Below are 17,502 nucleotides of genomic sequence, written 5' to 3' on the forward strand. Positions count from 1 at the left end.
GACCCATATGCCGGGAGCGGGAATTGGGGGGCTCGGTTTCCTTGTCCACACAATGCCTGCGCAGTTATTTCGAATTGTGGCCGCAGGGGCGGTGCCGTGCATCAACTACCGGCCCACAAGCGGCGTTTTGCACCTTTTAGTCGGGATGAAATGTGACATCACGGATGGTCTCCCGCCCCATCCCGTCCTGTCGGCCGTGCCGTCGAAGAGAAATACGAGGAATGACCAGCGGCGTTTTACGCATTGCCGCGCGCGGCACTAGGGTGCCTCAAATGTCCCACGCCGCCTCGTCTCTTGTTCCGAGCACGCGCTCGTCCCCGAACCAGAACGACCAGCACGACCAGAAGGCTCAGAAAGCTCAGAAAGCTCAGAAGGGTCAGAAGGGTCAGCAGGGCCAGCACGACCAGAACGGTCCACGCGGTCGGCGCGACCGGTCCCGGGACAGATCCGCCGAGCGCCCGGCCCCGCGGACCACCGCGCCGCGTGACGCCTTCTTCGACAACGCCAAGTACCTGGCGATCGTGCTGGTGGCCGTGGGGCACTCCTGGGAGCCGCTCAAGGGCGACAGCCGGGTGCTGCAGGCGGCTTACATGTTCGTGTACGCGTTCCACATGCCGGCTTTCATCGTCATCTCCGGCTTCTTCTCCCGAAGCTTCGACGGCAGCCCCGCCCGGCTCAAGCGCCTGATCACCGGCATCGCCGTGCCGTACGTCGTCTTCGAGACCGCCTACCCCGTCTTCCGGCGCTACGTCGACCACAACCCCGCCCAGGACATCAGCCTTCTCGACCCCTGGTACCTCACCTGGTTCTTGTGCGCACTGTTCGTCTGGCGGCTCACCACCCCGGCCTGGAAGCTCGTCCGGCATCCGCTGCCGCTGGCGCTGGGCCTCTCCATGCTGGCGACCGTCACCCCCGCCATCGGCGACGACCTGGACCTCCAGCGGGTACTGCAGTTCCTGCCGTTCTTCGTGCTGGGCCTGTGCCTCAAGCCCGAGCACTTCCGCCTGGTGCGCCGGCGCGCGGTGCGGATCGCGGCCGTGCCGGTGTCGGCGTTCGCGCTGGCCTTCGCCTACTGGGCGGTGCCGCGGATGAACGTCTCCTGGCTCTACCACCGCGACTCCGCGCAGGAGCTGGGCGCTCCCTGGTGGGCCGGGCCCGTCATGCAGCTCGCCCTGTTCGGCTGCTCGCTGCTGCTGAGCGCCTGTTTCCTCTCCTGGGTGCCGGGCCGCACGACGTGGTTCACGGTCCTCGGCGCGGGCACGCTGTACGGCTATCTGCTGCACGGTTTCCTCATCAGGACCGCCGACTACCGCGGCTGGTTCGAGCACCCCGCGCTGCACCGCCCGCTCGGGGAGATCGCCGTCAGTGTCGCCGTGGCCGTGGCCGTCACCCTGTTGTGCGCCCCGCCGGTACGACGCGCCTTCCGGTTCGTGATCGAGCCGAGGATGGAGTGGGCCTTCAAGCGGGACGCCGCCCGGCTCGCCCGCGAGCGCGAGAAGAGCGAGCAGGGCGAGCGGCCCGCGGAGAGCCGGCGGCTCGAGAAGGGCGAGCGGCTCGAGGAGGAACCGCAGCAGGTGGCGGGACGGCTCGGGGGCTAGGCATCTTCGTGCCCGAGGCCGGGGCGTCGCTCCGGAGGGGTGGCGAGGCCGAGGAGTGCGCGCATGCGTGCGTACTTCTCCGTCAGCCGCGTGCGGGTGGCTTCGTCCAGGGTGGCGAGCCGGGTGGGGTCCGCGTTGTGTGCCAGGTCCGCCTCCTTCACCAGCAGGGCGCCCGGCGTGGCCAGGACCCGGGCCGCGTACGTCTCGGGCGTCTGCCCCGCCCGCTTGGTCAGGGCGAGGACGACGGCCTTCGTGCGGTCGCTCAGCGCGGCCGCCGCCAGCCAGGCCTCGGTGAGGGCGTCGTCCTCGACGGCGTCGTGCAGCCAGGCGGCCGCGATCTGGTCGTCGTCGCCGCCACGCGCGCGTACCCCCTCCGCGACCGCCTGGAGGTGTTCGGCGTAGGGGCGGCCCGCCTTGTCGGTCTGCCCCTCGTGGGCGTCGCGGGCGAGGGCCTCGACCTCGGGCAGGGTGAGCAGGACGGTCCCCTCTCGTCGGGAGAGCTCACGGTTCGCGGGAGCTCGGTTCTGGCGGGCGTTCAGATGTGGTCGGAGCTCGGATTTCGTCAGAGCTCGGATTTCGTCGGAGTTCACGGTTCAGGACAGCGTTGCCGGCTGGGCCGTCGGGCCCTCGTGGCAGATCAGCAGCAGGGCGCGGTCGTCGTTGACGTCCTTCGCGACGGCCTCGATCAGGTGCCAGGCGGCGCCCTGGAAGCCGCCGGCGACATAGCGGTCGGCCTCGCCGGTGAGGCGGTCGATGCCCTCGACGATGTCCCGGTCGGAGGTCTCCACCAGGCCGTCGGTGAACAGCATCAGCACGTCACCGGGGCGCAGCGAGCCCTTCACCGGGTCGAACTGGGCGCCGTCGTACACCCCGAGGAGGGGGCCTTCTGCGGCCTTCTCCTCCCAGCGGCCGCTGCCCGCGCTGAGCTGGAGGCCCGGCGGGTGGCCGGCCGAGTAGAGCTCGTAGTCGCCGGAGTCGAGGTCGAGGACGAGGTGGATGGAGGTCGCGAAGCCCTCGTCCCAGTCCTGGCGCAGCAGGTAGCCGTTGGCGGCCGGGAGGAAGGCGTGCGGGGGCAGCGAGCCGAGCAGGCCGCCGAAGGCGCCCGACAGCAGCAGCGCGCGCGAACCGGCGTCCATGCCCTTGCCGGAGACGTCGGTGAGGACGACTTCCAGGGTGCGGCCGCCGTTGGTGCGGGCCGCGACGACGAAGTCCCCGGAGAACGACTGGCCGCCCGCGGGCCGCAGCGCCATCTCGCGGTGCCAGCCCGGCGGCAGACCCGGCAGCTTGCTCTGCACGCGGATGCGTTCGCGCAGGTCGAACAGCATGGTTCCGCCGCGCCGCCAGGGCACGCCGACGCGGCTGCGGAACTGGGCGATGAGCAGTCCGAAGAAACCGCATGCGGCGACCACGAGCACCACGCCGGGCGTGACCCGGGAGGGGCCGTCCGTATAGGGGCCAAGCCGCACCGACTCCACGATGAGGGCGGTCGCGGCCGCCGCGTACAGCCCGAGCAGACTCGACGGGCGCAGCAGCAGGCCACCGGCGACGATCGGCAGGACGAGGGCGGCCGGGGAGCACCACACCGAGTTGGCGAGGGTGGTGGCGGCGATCAGCGGGACGGTGAGCAGCAGGAAGGCGAGGGCGATCCAGTCCGAGCCGTCGCCGCGGAAGTAGTCGACGGCGCTTCTGCGCACGCCGGTGCGGACCCGGTGCATCAAGTGCTTCAACCGGGCCGTCAACGTCTCGGCTTCCGCGCGCCGCTGTCGTCCTGCTGCCATTAGTTCGGGACCCTATCCATCCAACCCGCCGCTTGGCACGGGAGGTCCCACTTGTCCCCCGTCCGAGGTTCGCCCTCACAGTGAACGTCACGGAAAGCGCTCGCGCCGCCAAGAGGGCGAAATTCCCTGGCTCGACCCCGTTCGGGCTGCTACGCATGAGCTCATGACGAGTGAGACGGGTGAGGCGGGTCACGGTGGAGCGGCGCGGGCGACGACGACCGGGATGCGGGTGCTGCGGCAGGACGAATGGGACACGTGGTACGACGCTCTGGTGCGCGCCTTCGGCGGGGTCCCCGAGCCGGCCGAGGAGCGGGAGCTTTACCGGTCGCTCACCCCGTACGACCGCTGCCTCGGTGTGTGGGACGGCGACGCGTGTGTGGCGACGGCGGGTGCGTACGACTTCCGGCTGACCGTGCCCGGCGGGGCGTCGACGCCGGCGGCGGGCGTGACGATGGTCGGGGTGAGCGCGACGCACCGGCGGCGCGGGATTCTGACGTCGATGATGCGGCGGCTGCTGGACGACGCGCGCGCGGAGGGGCGGCCGCTCGCCGTTCTCACCGCCTCCGAGCCTGACATCTACGGACGGTTCGGGTTCGCCGCGGCGACTTTCGGGCTGTACGCCGAGATCGACACCAGCCGGGTGCGGCTGGCCGTCCCGGACGGCACGGACGAGGTACGGCTGCGGTACGCGGACCCCGGCGTGGAACTGGCGGTGTGCGAGGCGGTGTACGCGCGGACGGTGGCCGGCCGGGCCGGGATGCTCGCGCGGCGGCCCGGCTGGGAACGGCTCGGAGTGCTCGATCCGGAGAGTTCGCGGGGCGGGGCGTCGCCGCTGCAGTGCGTGGTCGCCGAACGAAACGGCGAGGTGAGCGGTTACGCCCGTTTCCGGGTGCGTCCCGAGTGGCGGCACAGCGGGCAGAACGGTCGGGTGGTGCTCCAGGATCTGGCCGCGGTCGACGCGCTGTCGCAGGCCGCGTTGTGGCGGTTCCTGTTCGGGATCGACCTGACCACCTCGCTGGAGGTTCGGGGACGGCCCGTGGACGAGGGGTGGCAGCATCTCGTCTCCGATGTCCGGCGGTGCGAACTGCGGGTGCGGGACGCGTTGTACGCGCGGCTCGTGGAGGTCGGCGCGGCGCTGGAAGCGCGGACGTACCAGGCGCCGGTGGACGTGGTGCTGGACGTCGAGGACGCCTTCTGCCCCTGGAACTCCGGGCGTTGGCGGCTCTCCGGGGACGTCAAGGGCGCGGTGTGCTCGCGGACGTCCGACGCGGCCGACCTTGCCCTGTCCGTACGGGAGTTGGGGGCGGCCTACCTCGGCGGGGTGAGCCTGGCGGCGCTGGGCACGGCCGGCCGGGTGCGGGAGATCAGGCCGGGAGCACTGGCAGAGGCGGCGTTGGGGTTCGGGGAGGTCACAGCGCCCTGGCTGCCGCACGGGTTCTAGCCCGGCCGGGGAGGGGGTGGTCGCGGGGCTCTGGCTGCCGCACGGCTTCTGGCCCGGCCGGGGAGGTCAGTTCTTCTGGCAGGTAGGGCACCAGAAGAGGTTGCGGGCGGCGAGGTCGGCGGTGCGGACGGCGTCGCCGCACAGGTGGCAGGGCTGGTGGGCGCGGCGGTAGACGTACACCTCGCCGCCGTGGTCGTCGACCCGTGGCGGGCGGCCCATCGCCTCCGGGGTGTGCTCCGGGCGGACCGTGTCGATGCGGTTGTCGCGGACGCCCTGGTGCATGAGGGCGACCAGGTCGGACCAGATCGCGTCCCACTCGGCGGGGGTGACCGTGCGGCCCGCGCGGTACGGGTCGACGCCGTGCCGGAAGAGGACTTCGGCGCGGTAGACGTTGCCCACGCCGGCGATGACCTTCTGGTCCATGAGGAGCGCGGCGATCGTGGTACGGCTGCGGGAGACGCGGGTGTACGCGGCCTGCGGGTCGGCGTCGGCGCGCAGCGGGTCGGGGCCGAGGCGGGCGTGAACGGCGTGCTTCTCGTCGTCCCCGATGAGGGCGCAGGTCGTGGGGCCCCGCAGGTCGACGTAGGAGGTCGGGTCGGCGAGGCGGAGCCGGACGGTGTCCGTGGGCGGCGGCGCGGGGGCCGGACCGAAGGTGACCTTGCCGAAGAGGCCCAGGTGTATGTGGATCCACCGGTCGGCGGTGAAGCCGAGGAACAGATGCTTGCCGTGTGCCTCGGTGCGGGTCAGGGGAGCGTCGGCGAGGAGGGCGGCCGCCGCGGCGAACTTGCCCTGGGGGCTGCTCACTCGCAGGGGCCGGCCGGCGAAGCGGGCGTAGTCCTGCGCCAGTCGGTGGATCGTGTGGCCTTCCGGCACCGGTGTGTTCCTTCCCCGCCCGGGCCGCCCGGGATCCGTCTCGCCCACCCGCCGGGTCCGGTCGGGTGGGCGGCGCCTTCCGCCTGCGGCCGGAGGGTTACCGCTGGGGGTGGTGGGGCGGGACGGGGGGCAGGTCGCCGGACGTCTCGTAGTCCGCCAGCATGTCGATGCGGCGGATGTGACGCTCGTCCTGGGAGAACGGAGTGGCCAGGAAGGTCTCGACGAACTTCGTGACCTCGTCCTCGGTGTGCATGCGGGCGCCGACCGCGACGACGTTGGCGTTGTTGTGCTGGCGGCCGAGGGACGCGGTCTCCTCGCTCCAGGCCAGCGCCGCACGGACGCCCTTCACCTTGTTCGCGGCGATCTGCTCGCCGTTGCCGGAGCCGCCGATCACGATGCCGAGGGAGTCGGGGTCCGCGGCCGTCTTCTCCGCCGCGCGGAGGCAGAAGGGCGGGTAGTCGTCCTGGGCGTCGTAGATGTGGGGTCCACAGTCGACCGGGTCGTGGCCCGCCGCCTTGAGCCATTCGACAAGGTGGTTCTTGAGTTCGAAGCCGGCATGGTCCGAGCCGAGATACACGCGCATGGGACGAGTGTGACACGGGGGCCGCGGGGTAGCAGCGCCGGGTGCCGCGTCTGGAAACGCTCAAGGATCCCATGGAAGCTCAGGAAAACCTCAAGTAACGATATGAGATCAAAGGTTCCTGAAGTCATTCACCTCGGATTCACTGGACCGGCTTGTATGCCCCCCACCGCACGATCCCCCTGATTCCCCTCACGCGGCGCAAAGGAAAGACACCCCCATGACTTCGCAGCCGACCCTCACCAAGGCAGAACCAGGCCCCGGAGGCCCGGGAGAACCCGGTCCCGGACTCCAGGCAGGTCTCAAGAACCGGCATCTGTCGATGATCGCCATCGGTGGCGTCATCGGCGCCGGGCTGTTCGTCGGTTCCAGCTCCGGCATCGCCACCGCCGGGCCGGGCATCCTGCTCTCCTACGCGCTCGTCGGCACGCTCGTGGTGCTGGTGATGCGCATGCTGGGGGAGATGTCCGCGGCCAATCCGACCTCGGGTTCCTTCTCGGCGCACGCCGACCGCGCGCTCGGACGCTGGGCCGGGTTCTCCATCGGCTGGCTGTACTGGTTCTTCTGGGTCGTGGTGCTGGCCGTGGAGGCCACCGCCGGGGCCAAGATCCTCGAAGGGTGGATGCCCGCCGTTCCCCAGTGGGGTTGGGCGCTCATCGTGATGGTCGTGCTGACCGCCACCAACCTCGTCTCCGTCGGCTCGTACGGCGAGTTCGAGTTCTGGTTCGCCGGCATCAAGGTCGTCGCCATCGGCGCGTTCATCGTGGTGGGCGGGCTCGCCGTGTTCGGCGCGCTTCCCGGCGTCGACAGCGACAAGGCCGGACTGGGCAACCTCACCGGGCACGGCGGCTTCCTGCCCAACGGACCCGGCGCGATCCTCACCGGCGTGCTGCTCGTCGTCTTCTCCTTCATGGGCAGTGAGATCGCGACCCTCGCGGCCGGCGAGTCCGAGAACCCGCAGCGGGCCGTCACAAAGTCCACCAACAGCATCATCTGGCGGATCGGCGTCTTCTACCTCGGCTCGATCTTCGTCGTCGTCACGCTGCTGCCCTGGGACGACCCGTCCATCAAGGAGCAGGGCTCCTACGTCGCCGCCCTCGACTCGCTCGGGATCGCGCACGCCGGTCAGATCATGAACTTCATCGTGCTGACGTCGGTGCTGTCCTGCCTCAACTCGGGGCTCTACACGGCTTCGCGCATGGCCTTCTCGCTCGGCGAGCGGGGCGACGCGCCGAAGGTGTTCGCCCGGACGACGCGCCGTGGCGTCCCGCTCGCGGCGATCGTCTCCTCCGTGGTCTTCGGGTTCGTCGCCGTCTTCTTCAACTACCGGTTCCCGGACTCCGTCTTCCTCTTCCTGGTGAACTCCAGCGGCGCCGTGGCGCTGTTCGTCTGGCTGGTGATCTGCTTCTCCCAGCTGCGGATGCGGAAGATCATCCAGGCCGAGTCGCCCGAGAAGCTGGTCGTGCGGATGTGGCTGTACCCGTATCTGACCTGGGCGACCGCCGCACTCATCGTCTTCGTGCTCGGCTACATGCTGACCGACACCGAGGGCGAGAGCAGCGGACGGACGACGGTACTGCTGTCGCTGCTCGTCGCCGCGGTGGTGGTCGCCATCGCCGTGGTGAAGGAGCGGGGCTCCGGGGCTCGGCTGTCGGGCCACTCCCCCACCGGTCCCGCCACTACCGCCGCTTGCTCCGACTCCACCCCCTCGGACTCCGCTCCCTCGGACTCCGCTCCCTCGGACTCCGCGATCGGCTCCTCCTCCGCTGCCGGCTCGCCGGTCGACAAGGGCTAGCCAGGGCTGTTCCAGTCAGTGCGCAGGTCCGGTGACAGGGGGTCCGCTTCGGCGGGCCCCCTGTCCGTTGGATCGCCCGAGGACCGCGGCAGAACGCGGAAGAGGTCCGCCGGGGCGCGTCGCTGGACGACCCGGGCGGACCTCTTCCGCACCGGCCGGGCAGGCCGGCCGGAATGCGTTGCCGACCCCTACCGCTTGACGAGCTTCCACGCCGCCGGCAGCAGGCCCATCGCCAGGGCGGCCTTGACCGCGTCCCCGATCAGGAAGGGGGTGAGGCCGGCCGCGATCGCCTGGGACGCGGAGAGGTCGGCCGCGTAGGCCAGGTACGGGACGCCGACGGCGTAGACGACGGCCTCGCCCAGCAGCATCGCGCCCGCCGTGCGCGGCACCGAGCGGTCGGCGCCACGGCGGGCGAGGGCGCCCACGACGGCCGTCGCGAGGATCATGCCGAGGATGTAGCCGAAGGAGACGCGGATGCCGGAGGTGCCGTCGGCGAACCACGGCACGCCGGCCAGGCCGGCCAGGGCGTAGACGGCGAGCGAGGAGACTCCGCGACGGGCGCCGAGGGTCGTGCCGACGAGCAGCGCGGCGAAGGTCTGGCCGGTCACCGGAACGGGGCTGCCGGGGATCGGGACCGCGATCTGGGCGGCGAGTCCGGTCAGCGCGGCGCCGCCGAGTACGAGCGCGAGGTCCCGGACGCGGGAGGCCGGGAGGAGGTCGGCGAGGACCTTTCCGGGGCGTGCGGGGGTGGCGGCGGCGGTGCTCATGGGGACTCCGCGGGGATCGGGGGCGGATCGGGACACGGCGACGCTATCCCAGCGCGGTCGAGCCGCTCACCGTCAACGCTCGACAAAGCGGGCGGCCACGGCTTGGTGGGCTCCACACAAAGAATGCCGGTTACACCGAACATGACGTGACGCCGATCACTGAGGTGGGGATGTTTCGCTCACCTTTCCGTCTGCGACGGGATTGTGAACTCCCGCCAACTAAATCCTAGTGGACTGGTGGGATTCGGGTTCACCGCCCTACGCTTTCGGTCATGCCAGCCCTCGACCAGTCCAGGAACCTCACGTCGCGTCGCCATGTCGACCTGCGACGCCAGGGCTCGGCCACCTGTCGCCGGCCGATCTGAGGCGCGGTCACCCTCTGCCGCTGACACGCGGTCATTCCCTGACGCTGAGGCGCGCGATCATCCTCTGTCGCTGACGCGCGCAGTCTTCCCTGTCGCTGACGCGCGGGATCCTCTGTCCGCTGACGCGCGGGGCCCTCCGCGTGCGCGTTCCTCTGGCCGGGACCGTCCTGCTGCGACGGCCGGCTCCTGTGTTCCATCTGCGTTTTCCACTGCTCTCCCCTTGGGGGTCCTGTCGTGCCTGCCACCTATGACCGACGCGTCTTCCTCACCTCTCTGCTCGGCGCCGCCGCCGGTGTCGCCGGTCTCAGCGGCTGCGCCGACAGCAGCGCCGCCGCGAGCGGGAACGGCGCCTTGGCCGCCCCGCTCTCGGACAGCGTGCCCGCCGGCACGAGTCTGAAGATCGCCTCGTTCCAGAACGTCCAGCAGTTGCAGTTCAAGCTGGCGAGACTGCCGGCGCTGCCGTTCGAGGTGTCGGACTGGCTCAACATCGGGGCCGGTCCGGACGTCATCAACGCCTTCCGCGCGAAGTCCCTGGACCTCGGCAACAACGCGGGAATTCCGCCGATCCAGGCGCATTTCCAGGGTTACGACGCGAAGATCGTCGCGATCAACGTCACGCGGAAGCCGAACTACCTCTTCGCCACCAAGCCCGGCAGCGACATCCGCACCGTGGCGGACTTCCGCGGCAGGAGAATGGCGTTCTCGCAGGGACAGGCCCAAGGCGTGGTCCTGCTGCGGGCGCTGAAGAAGGCCGGCCTGGCGTACGACGACGTGAAGCTCGTCCCGCTGACCAGCAACCAGTTCCTCACGGCGCTGCAGTCGGGCCAGGTCGACGTCGCCCCGCTCGCCAACACCCAGGCGCCGGCCTACCTGCAGCAGTACGAGTCGAAGGGCGCCCGCACCGTCACCACCGACGTCGTCGACCTGCTCAACCTGCTGTGGGCGCCGGCGTCCGTGCTGAACGACAGGGCGAAGGCGGCCGCCGTCGCCGCGTACATCCCGCAGTGGGCGCAGGGCCAGGTGTGGCAGTACGAGCACCCGGACGTATGGAACGAGGAGTTCTACGTCAAGACGCAGAACCTGAACCTCGGCCAGGCCCGGGCGATCACCACGCTCGCCAACAAGCCGTTGTTCCCGCCCGGTTGGGCCGAGGCCGTCCGGTGGGAGCAGGAGACCGCCGATCTGCTCGCTGAGGGCGGCTTCGTGAAGAAGTTCGACGTCTCCTCGCTCTTCGACCACCGCTTCGAAGGCATCGCCGCGCAGTCCGTAGCCGCCGAATACCGGAAGTGACCGCCATGACCACCACCACCCTGAGCACGGCTCCGGTCGCCACCGCCGGACCGGAGCCCCGCCGACGCCGCCGCCGCGGCCTCTCCCCCGGCAAACGCCTGCCCGCCGCCCGCATGATCGGACCGCTCGTCGTCCTCGCCCTGTGGGCCGCCGCCTCCGCCGCCGGGCGGCTCGACCCCGCGGCGGTCCCCGCGCCCTGGACGGTGCTGGAGACCGGCGCCCGGCTGTGGAGCGACGGCACGCTCGCCACCGATGTCCTGACCTCGCTGGAACGCGCCGGATACGGCTTCGCGATCGGCCTGACCGCCGGGGTGGCGCTCGCCCTCGCATCCGGGCTGTCCCGGACCGGGGAGGCGCTGATCGACGGGACCGTGCAGCTCAACCGGGCGATCCCGACCCTCGGCCTGATCCCGCTGTTCATCCTCTGGCTGGGCATCGGCGAGACCTTCAAGATCGCCATCATCGCGATCGTCGTCTACATCCCGATCTACCTCAACACACATGCCGCGCTGTCCGGCATCGACCACCGGTTCGTCGAACTCGCCGAGGTGCAGGGGCTGTCGAGGGTGCGGTTCATCCGGGAGATCGTGATTCCCGGGGCGCTGCCCGGATTCTTCGTGGGACTGCGGCTCGGCGTCACCGGATCCTGGCTCGGTCTGGTCGTCCTCGAGCAGATCAACGCCACCAGCGGCCTCGGCTACCTGATGTTCCAGGCGCAGAACTACGGCCAGTCGGACGTCATCCTGGTCGGTCTCCTCATCTACGGCGTCCTCGGTCTGATCTCCGACAGCGCGGTCCGTCTCGTCGAACGGAGGGTGCTGTCATGGCGCCGCACACTGAGCAGCTGACCCGTACCGCCGCCGCCGTCCGGCTGCGCGGGCTGACCCGGTCGTTCGACGGACGCACGATCCTCGACGCCGTCGACCTGGACATCCCCGCCGGGCAGTTCGTGGCCCTGCTCGGGCACAGCGGATCCGGCAAGAGCACCCTGCTGCGGGCGGTCGCGGGCCTGGACCACGCGGTCGCCGGGAGCGGAGAGCTGACGGCTCCGGAGCGGGTCTCCGTCGTCTTCCAGGACTCGCGGCTGCTGCCCTGGCGGCGGGTGCTGGCGAACGTCCTGCTGGGACTCGACGGCAAGGAGGCCGAGCGCCGGGGTCGCGAGGCTCTCGCCGAGGTCGGGCTGAAGGGGCGCGAGCGGGCCTGGCCCGACGAGCTGTCCGGCGGTGAGGCGCAGCGCGCCGCGCTGGCCCGCTCCCTGGTCCGCGAGCCCGAACTCCTGCTGGCCGACGAGCCGTTCGGGGCGCTGGACGCGCTCACCCGGATCAGGATGCACAGCCTGCTGCGCGAACTGTGGGAGCGCCACCGGCCCTCCGTGCTGCTCGTCACGCACGACGTGGACGAGGCGATCGTGCTCGCCGACCGCGTCCTCGTCCTCGAGAACGGCCGGATCGGGCTCGACCTGACCATCGAGCGGCCGCATCCGCGCTCGTACCGGGATCCGCTGCTCGGCGAGTACCGCGAGCGGCTGCTGACGGCGCTGGGCGTGACCGGCGACGCCGGCTGAGCCAGGCCGACACGGGCCGGCCGAGGCCTGGCGATGCCGGCCCACCGATGCCGGCCAGCCGCACCGATGCCGGCCGGGGGGCTGCCCGGGCCTCGTCCTCGAACGGCGGACCGGCTGAGTCTTCCCGGCGTTCGTCCCCCCTTCCCCTCCCCTTCCCCTCCCCTTCCCCTCCCCCGCCTTCTTCCCCTCCCCCTCCTGACTGCCTGAAGGACACCCCATGCCCCGCCAGCTTCATCTCAACGCGTTCCTCATGAACACCGGTCACCACGAGGCCTCGTGGCGGCTGCCCGAGAGCGATCCGTACGCCCATGTCGAGCTGAGCCACTACGTCCATCTGGCCCGGATCGCCGAGCGCGGCGCCTTCGACTCGCTGTTCCTCGCCGACGGACCGCAGCTGTGGGGCGACCTGGCCCAGCGGCCGGCCGGCGCGCTGGAGCCGCTCACGCTGCTCACCGCACTGGCGACGGCGACCGAGCACATCGGCCTCATCGCCACCGCGTCGACCTCCTACAACTCCCCCTACAACCTGGCCCGCAGGTTCGCCTCGCTGGACATCATCAGCGGCGGCCGGGCCGGCTGGAACATCGTCACCACGGCCGGCACGGAGGCCGCGCGCAACTTCGGTCTCGACGCCGAGCCCGCGCACGCCGAGCGGTACGCCAGGGCCGCCGAGTTCCTCGACGTGGCGCTGAAGCTCTGGGACAGCTGGGAGGACGACGCGATCGTCGCCGACAAGGCGGCCGGCGTCTGGGGCGACGACCGAAAGATCCATCCGCCCCGGCACCGGGGGACGTACTTCAGCGTCGAGGGCGCGCTCAACGTCCCGCGTTCGCCGCAGGGTTACCCGCTGCTGGTGCAGGCGGGCTCGAGCGGGGACGGCAAGGTGTTCGCCGCCCGGTACGCGGAGGCGGTGTTCACGGCCCAGCAGACCCTCGCCGACGCGCAGGCCTTCTACGCCGACCTGAAGGCCCGCACGGCGGCGGCCGGCCGCGATCCCGGCCACGTCAAGGTGCTGCCCGGGATCGTGCCGGTGATCGGCTCCACGGAGGCGGAGGCGCGGGCGCACGAACGCGTCCTCGAGGACCACATCGTGTACACGCACGGCGTGGGGCGGCTGGAGTCGCTGCTGCAACTGGACCCCGGCACACTGGAGTTGGACGCGGAGCTGCCCGCCGTCCTGCCGCCCGAGGAGGCCATCGAGGGCGCGAAGAGCCGCTACACGCTGGTGGTGGAGCTGGCCCGGCGCGAACGTCTCACCGTGCGGCAGCTGATCGGGCGGCTCGGCGGCGGCCGCGGGCATCACACCTTCGCGGGGACGCCCGAGCAGGTCGCCGACACGATCGAGACCTGGTTCCGGCAAGGGGCCGCCGACGGTTTCAACATCATGCCCGCGGTCCTGCCCTCCGGCCTCGACGCCTTCGTGGACCACGTCGTCCCGATCCTGCGCACCCGGGGACTGCTGCGCACCGGGTACGGCCCGCGCACGACCCTGCGCGAGCGGTACGGCCTGCCACGCCCCGCCAACCAGTACGTCGGCCCCGCACTCGCCACCGCGTCGACGTGACCCGGTCCCTCAGGACCGGGTCGAGCCGACCGCCTTTCCCGTACGGCGACCGTGCGAGTCGCGATGCCCGGACGGCGCGGGAGGTTCCCGGCGGACGCCGTCGCGGGTGACAGTGTTCCGCATGGGTCTTCCGAAAAGGCGGTGCCCCAACTGCGGGGACACCGAGCAGCACTTCCGGCGCCTGCACGACGCCGAGCGGATCTACGCGCTCGGGCGGGTGCGCGGCGCGGAGGTCGACAAGTACCGGCGCTGCACCCGCCAGGGCTGTGTGCGGGTGCAGTCCTACTTCAACTGGAGGGCCGGCTTCGACCTCCCGGAGGAGTTCCGGACGTCTGCCGAGCCGGCGGGATCCTGAGGCCTCACAGGTTGCTGAAGTCGGGGCCCTTGGTCCGGGTGCGCTTGATCTCGTAGAAACCGGGGACCGAGGCCACCGCGAGAGTGCCGTCCCACAGGCGGGCGGCTTCCTCGCCCTGGGGGGCGGGGGTGACGACGGGGCCGAAGAAGGCGATCTGCTCGCCGTCGGGTCCGGGCACGGCGATGACGGGGGTGCCGACGTCCTGGCCGACCTTCTCGATGCCCTCCTTGTGGGAGGCGCGCAGCTGGGCGTCGAACTCGAAGTCCGACTGCTCGGCGTAGTCGATCAGGGAGGCGGGCAGGCCGACGTCCTTCAGCGCGCCGGCGATGGCCTCCACGGTCGGGCCCTCGCCGTTGTTGTGGATGCGGGTGCCGAGGGCGGTGTACAGCGGGCCGAGGACGTCCTCGCCGTGCAGCTGCCAGGCGGCGGTGACCACGCGCACCGGCTGCCAGGCCTGGACCGCCAGCATCTCGCGGTACTCGTCGGGCAGCTCGTCGAGCTTGTTCTCGTTGAGGACGGCGAGGCTCATCACATGCCAGCGAACCTCTATGTCACGGACCTTCTCCACTTCCAGCACCCACCTGGAGGTCATCCAGGCCCACGGGCACAGCGGATCGAACCAGAAGTCGACGGGGGTCTTCTCCGACATGTCTCTCCTCAGAGATCCTCAACAGGCACGGCTTTCCCGGGTCAACACCGCCGCCCGTGCCGCACATTCCCTGCTGCCCGATGTCAGGGGCGCATGACAGGATCGCTCCTGTCCGTCAGACCCATGCGCCACGCAGTGAGGGAGTACCGCCCGTGCCCGGTGAGAACCTGTCCCGCGACGAGGCCCGGGAGCGGGCCGCCCTGCTGTCCGTCGACGGGTACGACGTGTCCCTCGACGTCCGTTCGGCGGTCGACGACCGGTCGGCGACCGGAGACAGCTCGGGGACGACCGGAGACCGGTCCGGGGACGCGCCGCGCACCTTCCGGTCGGTCACCACGATCCGGTTCCGCTGCAACGAGCCCGGCGCGTCGACCTTCGCCGACCTGATGGCGCCGAGTGTGACGTCCGTCTCCCTCAACGGCCGCGACCTCGACCCCGGCGAGGTCTTCGACGGCGCCCGGATCCTGCTGGAGGACCTGGCGGCGGAGAACGAGCTGGTGGTGGACGCCCGGTGCGCGTACTCCCGCTCGGGCGAGGGCCTGCACCGCTTCGTCGACCCGGAGGACGGCGAGGTCTACCTCTACACGCAGTACGAGCCCGCCGACGCGCGCCGGGTCTTCGTCACCTTCGAGCAGCCCGATCTCAAGGCCCCCTTCCGCTTCGAGGTGCGCGCGCCCGAGGAGTGGACGGTGTGGAGCAACGGCGCCGGGGAGCTCACGGACGGGGTCTGGCGGTTCGCGGAGACGAAGCCGATCTCGACGTACATCACCTGTGTCGTGGCCGGCCCCTACCACTACGTGACGGACACGTACACGCGCGACCTGGGCGACGGCACGACGCTGGAGATCCCCCTCGGCGCGATGTGCCGCAAGGGGCTGGCCCCCTACTTCGAGCCCGACGACGTCTTCCTGATCACCAAGCAGGGCCTGGACTTCTACCACGACCACTTCGACTACCCGTACCCCTTCGGCAAGTACGACCAGGCGTTCGTGCCCGAGTACAACCTGGGCGCGATGGAGAACCCGGGCCTGGTGACCTTCCGCGAGGAGTACATCTTCCGGGGGAAGGTGACGAAGACCTCCTACGAGGCGCGGGCGAACGTCATCCTGCACGAGATGGCCCACATGTGGTTCGGCGACCTCGTCACCATGGTGTGGTGGGACGACCTGTGGCTGAAGGAGTCCTTCGCCGACTTCATGGGCACCTTCGCCAGCGTCGGCGCGACGCGCTTCTCCGACGCCTGGATCACGTTCGCCAACCGCCGCAAGGCCTGGGCCTACCGCGCGGACCAGCTGCCCTCCACGCACCCGATCACCGCCGACATCCGCGACCTCCAGGACGCGAAGCTCAACTTCGACGGCATCACCTACGCCAAGGGCGCCAGCGTCCTCAAGCAGCTGGTCGCCTACGTCGGTGAGGACGCGTTCCTGGAGGGCGCCCGCCGCTACTTCAAGCGGCACGCGTACGGCAACACCGGCCTCGGCGACCTGCTGTCGGTGCTCGGCGAGACCAGCGGCCGGGACATGGGCGCGTGGGCGCGGTCCTGGCTGCAGACGGCGGGCGTGAACTCGCTGACCCCGCAGGTGCTGCTGGACCCGTCGGGGCGGGTCGCCGAGCTGGCGGTGCTCCAGGAGGCCCCGGAGTCCCACCCGGAGCTGCGGCCGCACCGGGTGGCGGTCGGTCTCTACCGCCGCGAGGAGGGCCGTCTGGTGCGGTACGCGCGCGCCGAGGCGGACGTCGACGGGCCGCGCACGATCGCCCTGGACCTGGCCGGCCAGGAGGCGCCCGAGCTGGTCCTGGTCAACGACGACGACCTGACGTACTGCAAGACCCGCTTCGACGAGACCTCGCTGGAAACCCTGCGCTCCTCCCTGGGCGACATCACCGACCCGCTGGCGCGCGCGCTGTGCTGGTCGGCGCTGTGGAACATGACGCGGGACGCGCTGCTTCCCGCGCGGGACTTCATCGGGCTGGTGCTGCGCTTCGCGGGCCGCGAGTCGGACATCGGCGTGCTGCAGATGCTGCACGCGTGGGCGGAGTCGGCGCTGGTGCACTACGTGGCGCCGCCGCTGCGCGAGACCGGCGCGCGGCTGCTGGCCGAGGGCGCCGAGCGCGAGCTGTACGCCGCCGAGCCGGGCAGCGAGCACCAGCTGGCCTGGGCGCGGTTCTTCGCCGGCACGGCCGAGCGCCCGGCCGGCTTCGCGCTGCTGCAGGGCCTGCTGGACGGCACGTCGACGGTCGAGGGGCTGGAGGTGGACCAGGAGCTGCGCTGGACGTTCCTGGAGCCGCTGGCCGCACACGGGTACGCGGACGAGAAGGCGCTGGAGGCCGAACTGGCGCGTGACGACACCGCGTCCGGCAAGCGCCACCAGGTGCGCTGCCTCGCCGCCCGCCCCTCCGCGGCGGTGAAGGCCCAGGCGTGGGCGCAGGTGGTGGAGTCCGACGCCCTGTCCAACGCCCTGATCGAGGCGACGATCGCCGGGTTCGGCCAGCCCTCGCAGCGGGAGCTGCTGGCGCCGTACCGGGACAAGTACTTCGCCGCGATCGAGCGGGTCTGGTCCGAGCGTTCCATCCAGATCGCGATGACCATCGTCAAGGGCCTGTTCCCGTCCCTGCAGGACACCCCGCAGACGCTGGTGGAGACGGACGTCTGGCTGGCCGCGCACGACTCGGCGCCCCCGGCGCTGCGCCGGCTGGTCCTCGAGGCGTGGGACGACCATGCGCGGGGCCTGCGCGGGCAGGCGTACGACGCGAGGGCCGAAGCGAGGTCCGAGACGAGGGCCGAAGCGGAGGCCGAAACGGGAGCCGAAGCAGGGAACGCGGCCGACTAGGACCTGTCCGAGCCTGCCTGAGCCCGTCCCAGCCGGCCCGGGCGCCGCCAGC

At 71.1% G+C, this 17,502-nt stretch carries 16 protein-coding genes; 10 read left to right on the forward strand and 6 right to left on the reverse strand.

Annotation, left to right across the window (positions count from 1 at the left end):
• The first annotated feature begins 272 nt into the window (after window positions 1–272).
• A complete protein-coding gene (locus QA802_RS15210) occupies window positions 273–1,598 on the forward strand; it encodes an acyltransferase family protein (protein ID WP_334522431.1) in 1,326 nt (441 codons plus the stop codon).
• Here the strand turns inward: QA802_RS15210 and QA802_RS15215 are convergent.
• Both QA802_RS15215 and QA802_RS15220 read right to left on the reverse strand, forming a co-directional pair.
• Window positions 1,595–2,074, reverse strand: coding sequence for an HD domain-containing protein (locus QA802_RS15215; RefSeq protein WP_334534660.1), 480 nt, complete (start codon window positions 2,072–2,074; stop codon window positions 1,595–1,597). The two genes, QA802_RS15210 and QA802_RS15215, sit on opposite strands and share 4 nt — an antisense overlap.
• A 117-nt stretch (window positions 2,075–2,191) precedes the next feature.
• Complete coding sequence (locus QA802_RS15220; protein WP_334522434.1) at window positions 2,192–3,376, reverse strand: SpoIIE family protein phosphatase; 1,185 nt, start codon at window positions 3,374–3,376, stop codon at window positions 2,192–2,194.
• Window positions 3,377–3,599: 223 nt separating this feature from the next.
• On the opposite strand from QA802_RS15220, the gene QA802_RS15225 reads away from it, so the two are divergent.
• The gene (locus QA802_RS15225; protein ID WP_334534662.1) at window positions 3,600–4,817 is read left to right on the forward strand and encodes a GNAT family N-acetyltransferase; all 1,218 of its coding nucleotides are present in this window, start codon (window positions 3,600–3,602) and stop codon (window positions 4,815–4,817) included.
• A 66-nt stretch (window positions 4,818–4,883) separates the two neighbouring features.
• On the opposite strand, the gene QA802_RS15230 is transcribed toward QA802_RS15225, so the two are convergent.
• Complete coding sequence (locus QA802_RS15230) at window positions 4,884–5,690, reverse strand: Fpg/Nei family DNA glycosylase (protein WP_334522437.1); 807 nt, start codon at window positions 5,688–5,690, stop codon at window positions 4,884–4,886.
• Window positions 5,691–5,787: 97 nt separating this feature from the next.
• Window positions 5,788–6,273, reverse strand: a complete 486-nt coding sequence (locus QA802_RS15235; RefSeq protein ID WP_334522440.1) for a ribose-5-phosphate isomerase — start codon at window positions 6,271–6,273, stop codon at window positions 5,788–5,790.
• A gap of 217 nt (window positions 6,274–6,490) precedes the next feature.
• Between QA802_RS15235 and QA802_RS15240 the strand changes: the two genes are divergently transcribed.
• Window positions 6,491–8,065, forward strand: a complete 1,575-nt coding sequence (locus QA802_RS15240) for an amino acid permease (protein WP_334522443.1) — start codon at window positions 6,491–6,493, stop codon at window positions 8,063–8,065.
• A 188-nt stretch (window positions 8,066–8,253) separates the two neighbouring features.
• On the opposite strand, the gene QA802_RS15245 is transcribed toward QA802_RS15240, so the two are convergent.
• The gene (locus QA802_RS15245) at window positions 8,254–8,832 is read right to left on the reverse strand and encodes a biotin transporter BioY (protein WP_334522446.1); all 579 of its coding nucleotides are present in this window, start codon (window positions 8,830–8,832) and stop codon (window positions 8,254–8,256) included.
• Between the two features lie 272 nt (window positions 8,833–9,104).
• Here QA802_RS15245 and QA802_RS41570 point away from each other — a divergent pair, with 272 nt between their 5' ends.
• The 6 genes from QA802_RS41570 (at window position 9,105) to QA802_RS15270 (ending at window position 13,970) form a co-directional block, all read left to right on the forward strand.
• The gene (locus tag QA802_RS41570; protein WP_416070969.1) at window positions 9,105–9,197 is read left to right on the forward strand and encodes a putative leader peptide; all 93 of its coding nucleotides are present in this window, start codon (window positions 9,105–9,107) and stop codon (window positions 9,195–9,197) included.
• 234 nt (window positions 9,198–9,431) lie between these two features.
• Window positions 9,432–10,487 carry an ABC transporter substrate-binding protein gene (locus tag QA802_RS15250; protein WP_334522449.1) on the forward strand — a complete coding sequence of 352 codons (1,056 nt, stop codon included), beginning with the start codon at window positions 9,432–9,434 and terminating at the stop codon, window positions 10,485–10,487.
• Window positions 10,488–10,492: 5 nt separating this feature from the next.
• On the forward strand, window positions 10,493–11,335 hold the full coding sequence (locus QA802_RS15255; protein ID WP_334522453.1) for an ABC transporter permease: 843 nt from the start codon (window positions 10,493–10,495) through the stop codon (window positions 11,333–11,335).
• Window positions 11,311–12,051, forward strand: coding sequence for an ABC transporter ATP-binding protein (locus QA802_RS15260; RefSeq protein ID WP_334522455.1), 741 nt, complete (start codon window positions 11,311–11,313; stop codon window positions 12,049–12,051). Before QA802_RS15255 ends, QA802_RS15260 begins: the two co-directional genes overlap by 25 nt.
• A gap of 217 nt (window positions 12,052–12,268) precedes the next feature.
• Window positions 12,269–13,615, forward strand: coding sequence for an LLM class flavin-dependent oxidoreductase (locus QA802_RS15265; protein WP_334522458.1), 1,347 nt, complete (start codon window positions 12,269–12,271; stop codon window positions 13,613–13,615).
• 121 nt (window positions 13,616–13,736) lie between these two features.
• Window positions 13,737–13,970 carry a hypothetical protein gene (locus QA802_RS15270; RefSeq protein ID WP_334522461.1) on the forward strand — a complete coding sequence of 78 codons (234 nt, stop codon included), beginning with the start codon at window positions 13,737–13,739 and terminating at the stop codon, window positions 13,968–13,970.
• Window positions 13,971–13,974: 4 nt separating this feature from the next.
• Here the strand turns inward: QA802_RS15270 and QA802_RS15275 are convergent, their stop codons facing one another.
• Window positions 13,975–14,619 carry a mycothiol-dependent nitroreductase Rv2466c family protein gene (locus tag QA802_RS15275; protein ID WP_334522464.1) on the reverse strand — a complete coding sequence of 215 codons (645 nt, stop codon included), beginning with the start codon at window positions 14,617–14,619 and terminating at the stop codon, window positions 13,975–13,977.
• A gap of 152 nt (window positions 14,620–14,771) precedes the next feature.
• Here QA802_RS15275 and pepN point away from each other — a divergent pair, with 152 nt between their 5' ends.
• On the forward strand, window positions 14,772–17,450 hold the full coding sequence (gene pepN, locus QA802_RS15280; protein WP_334522467.1) for an aminopeptidase N: 2,679 nt from the start codon (window positions 14,772–14,774) through the stop codon (window positions 17,448–17,450).
• Window positions 17,451–17,502: the final 52 nt, after the last annotated feature.

Origin of the sequence: Streptomyces sp. B21-105 (genome assembly GCF_036898465.1) — a bacterium.
GTDB lineage: Bacteria > Actinomycetota > Actinomycetes > Streptomycetales > Streptomycetaceae > Streptomyces.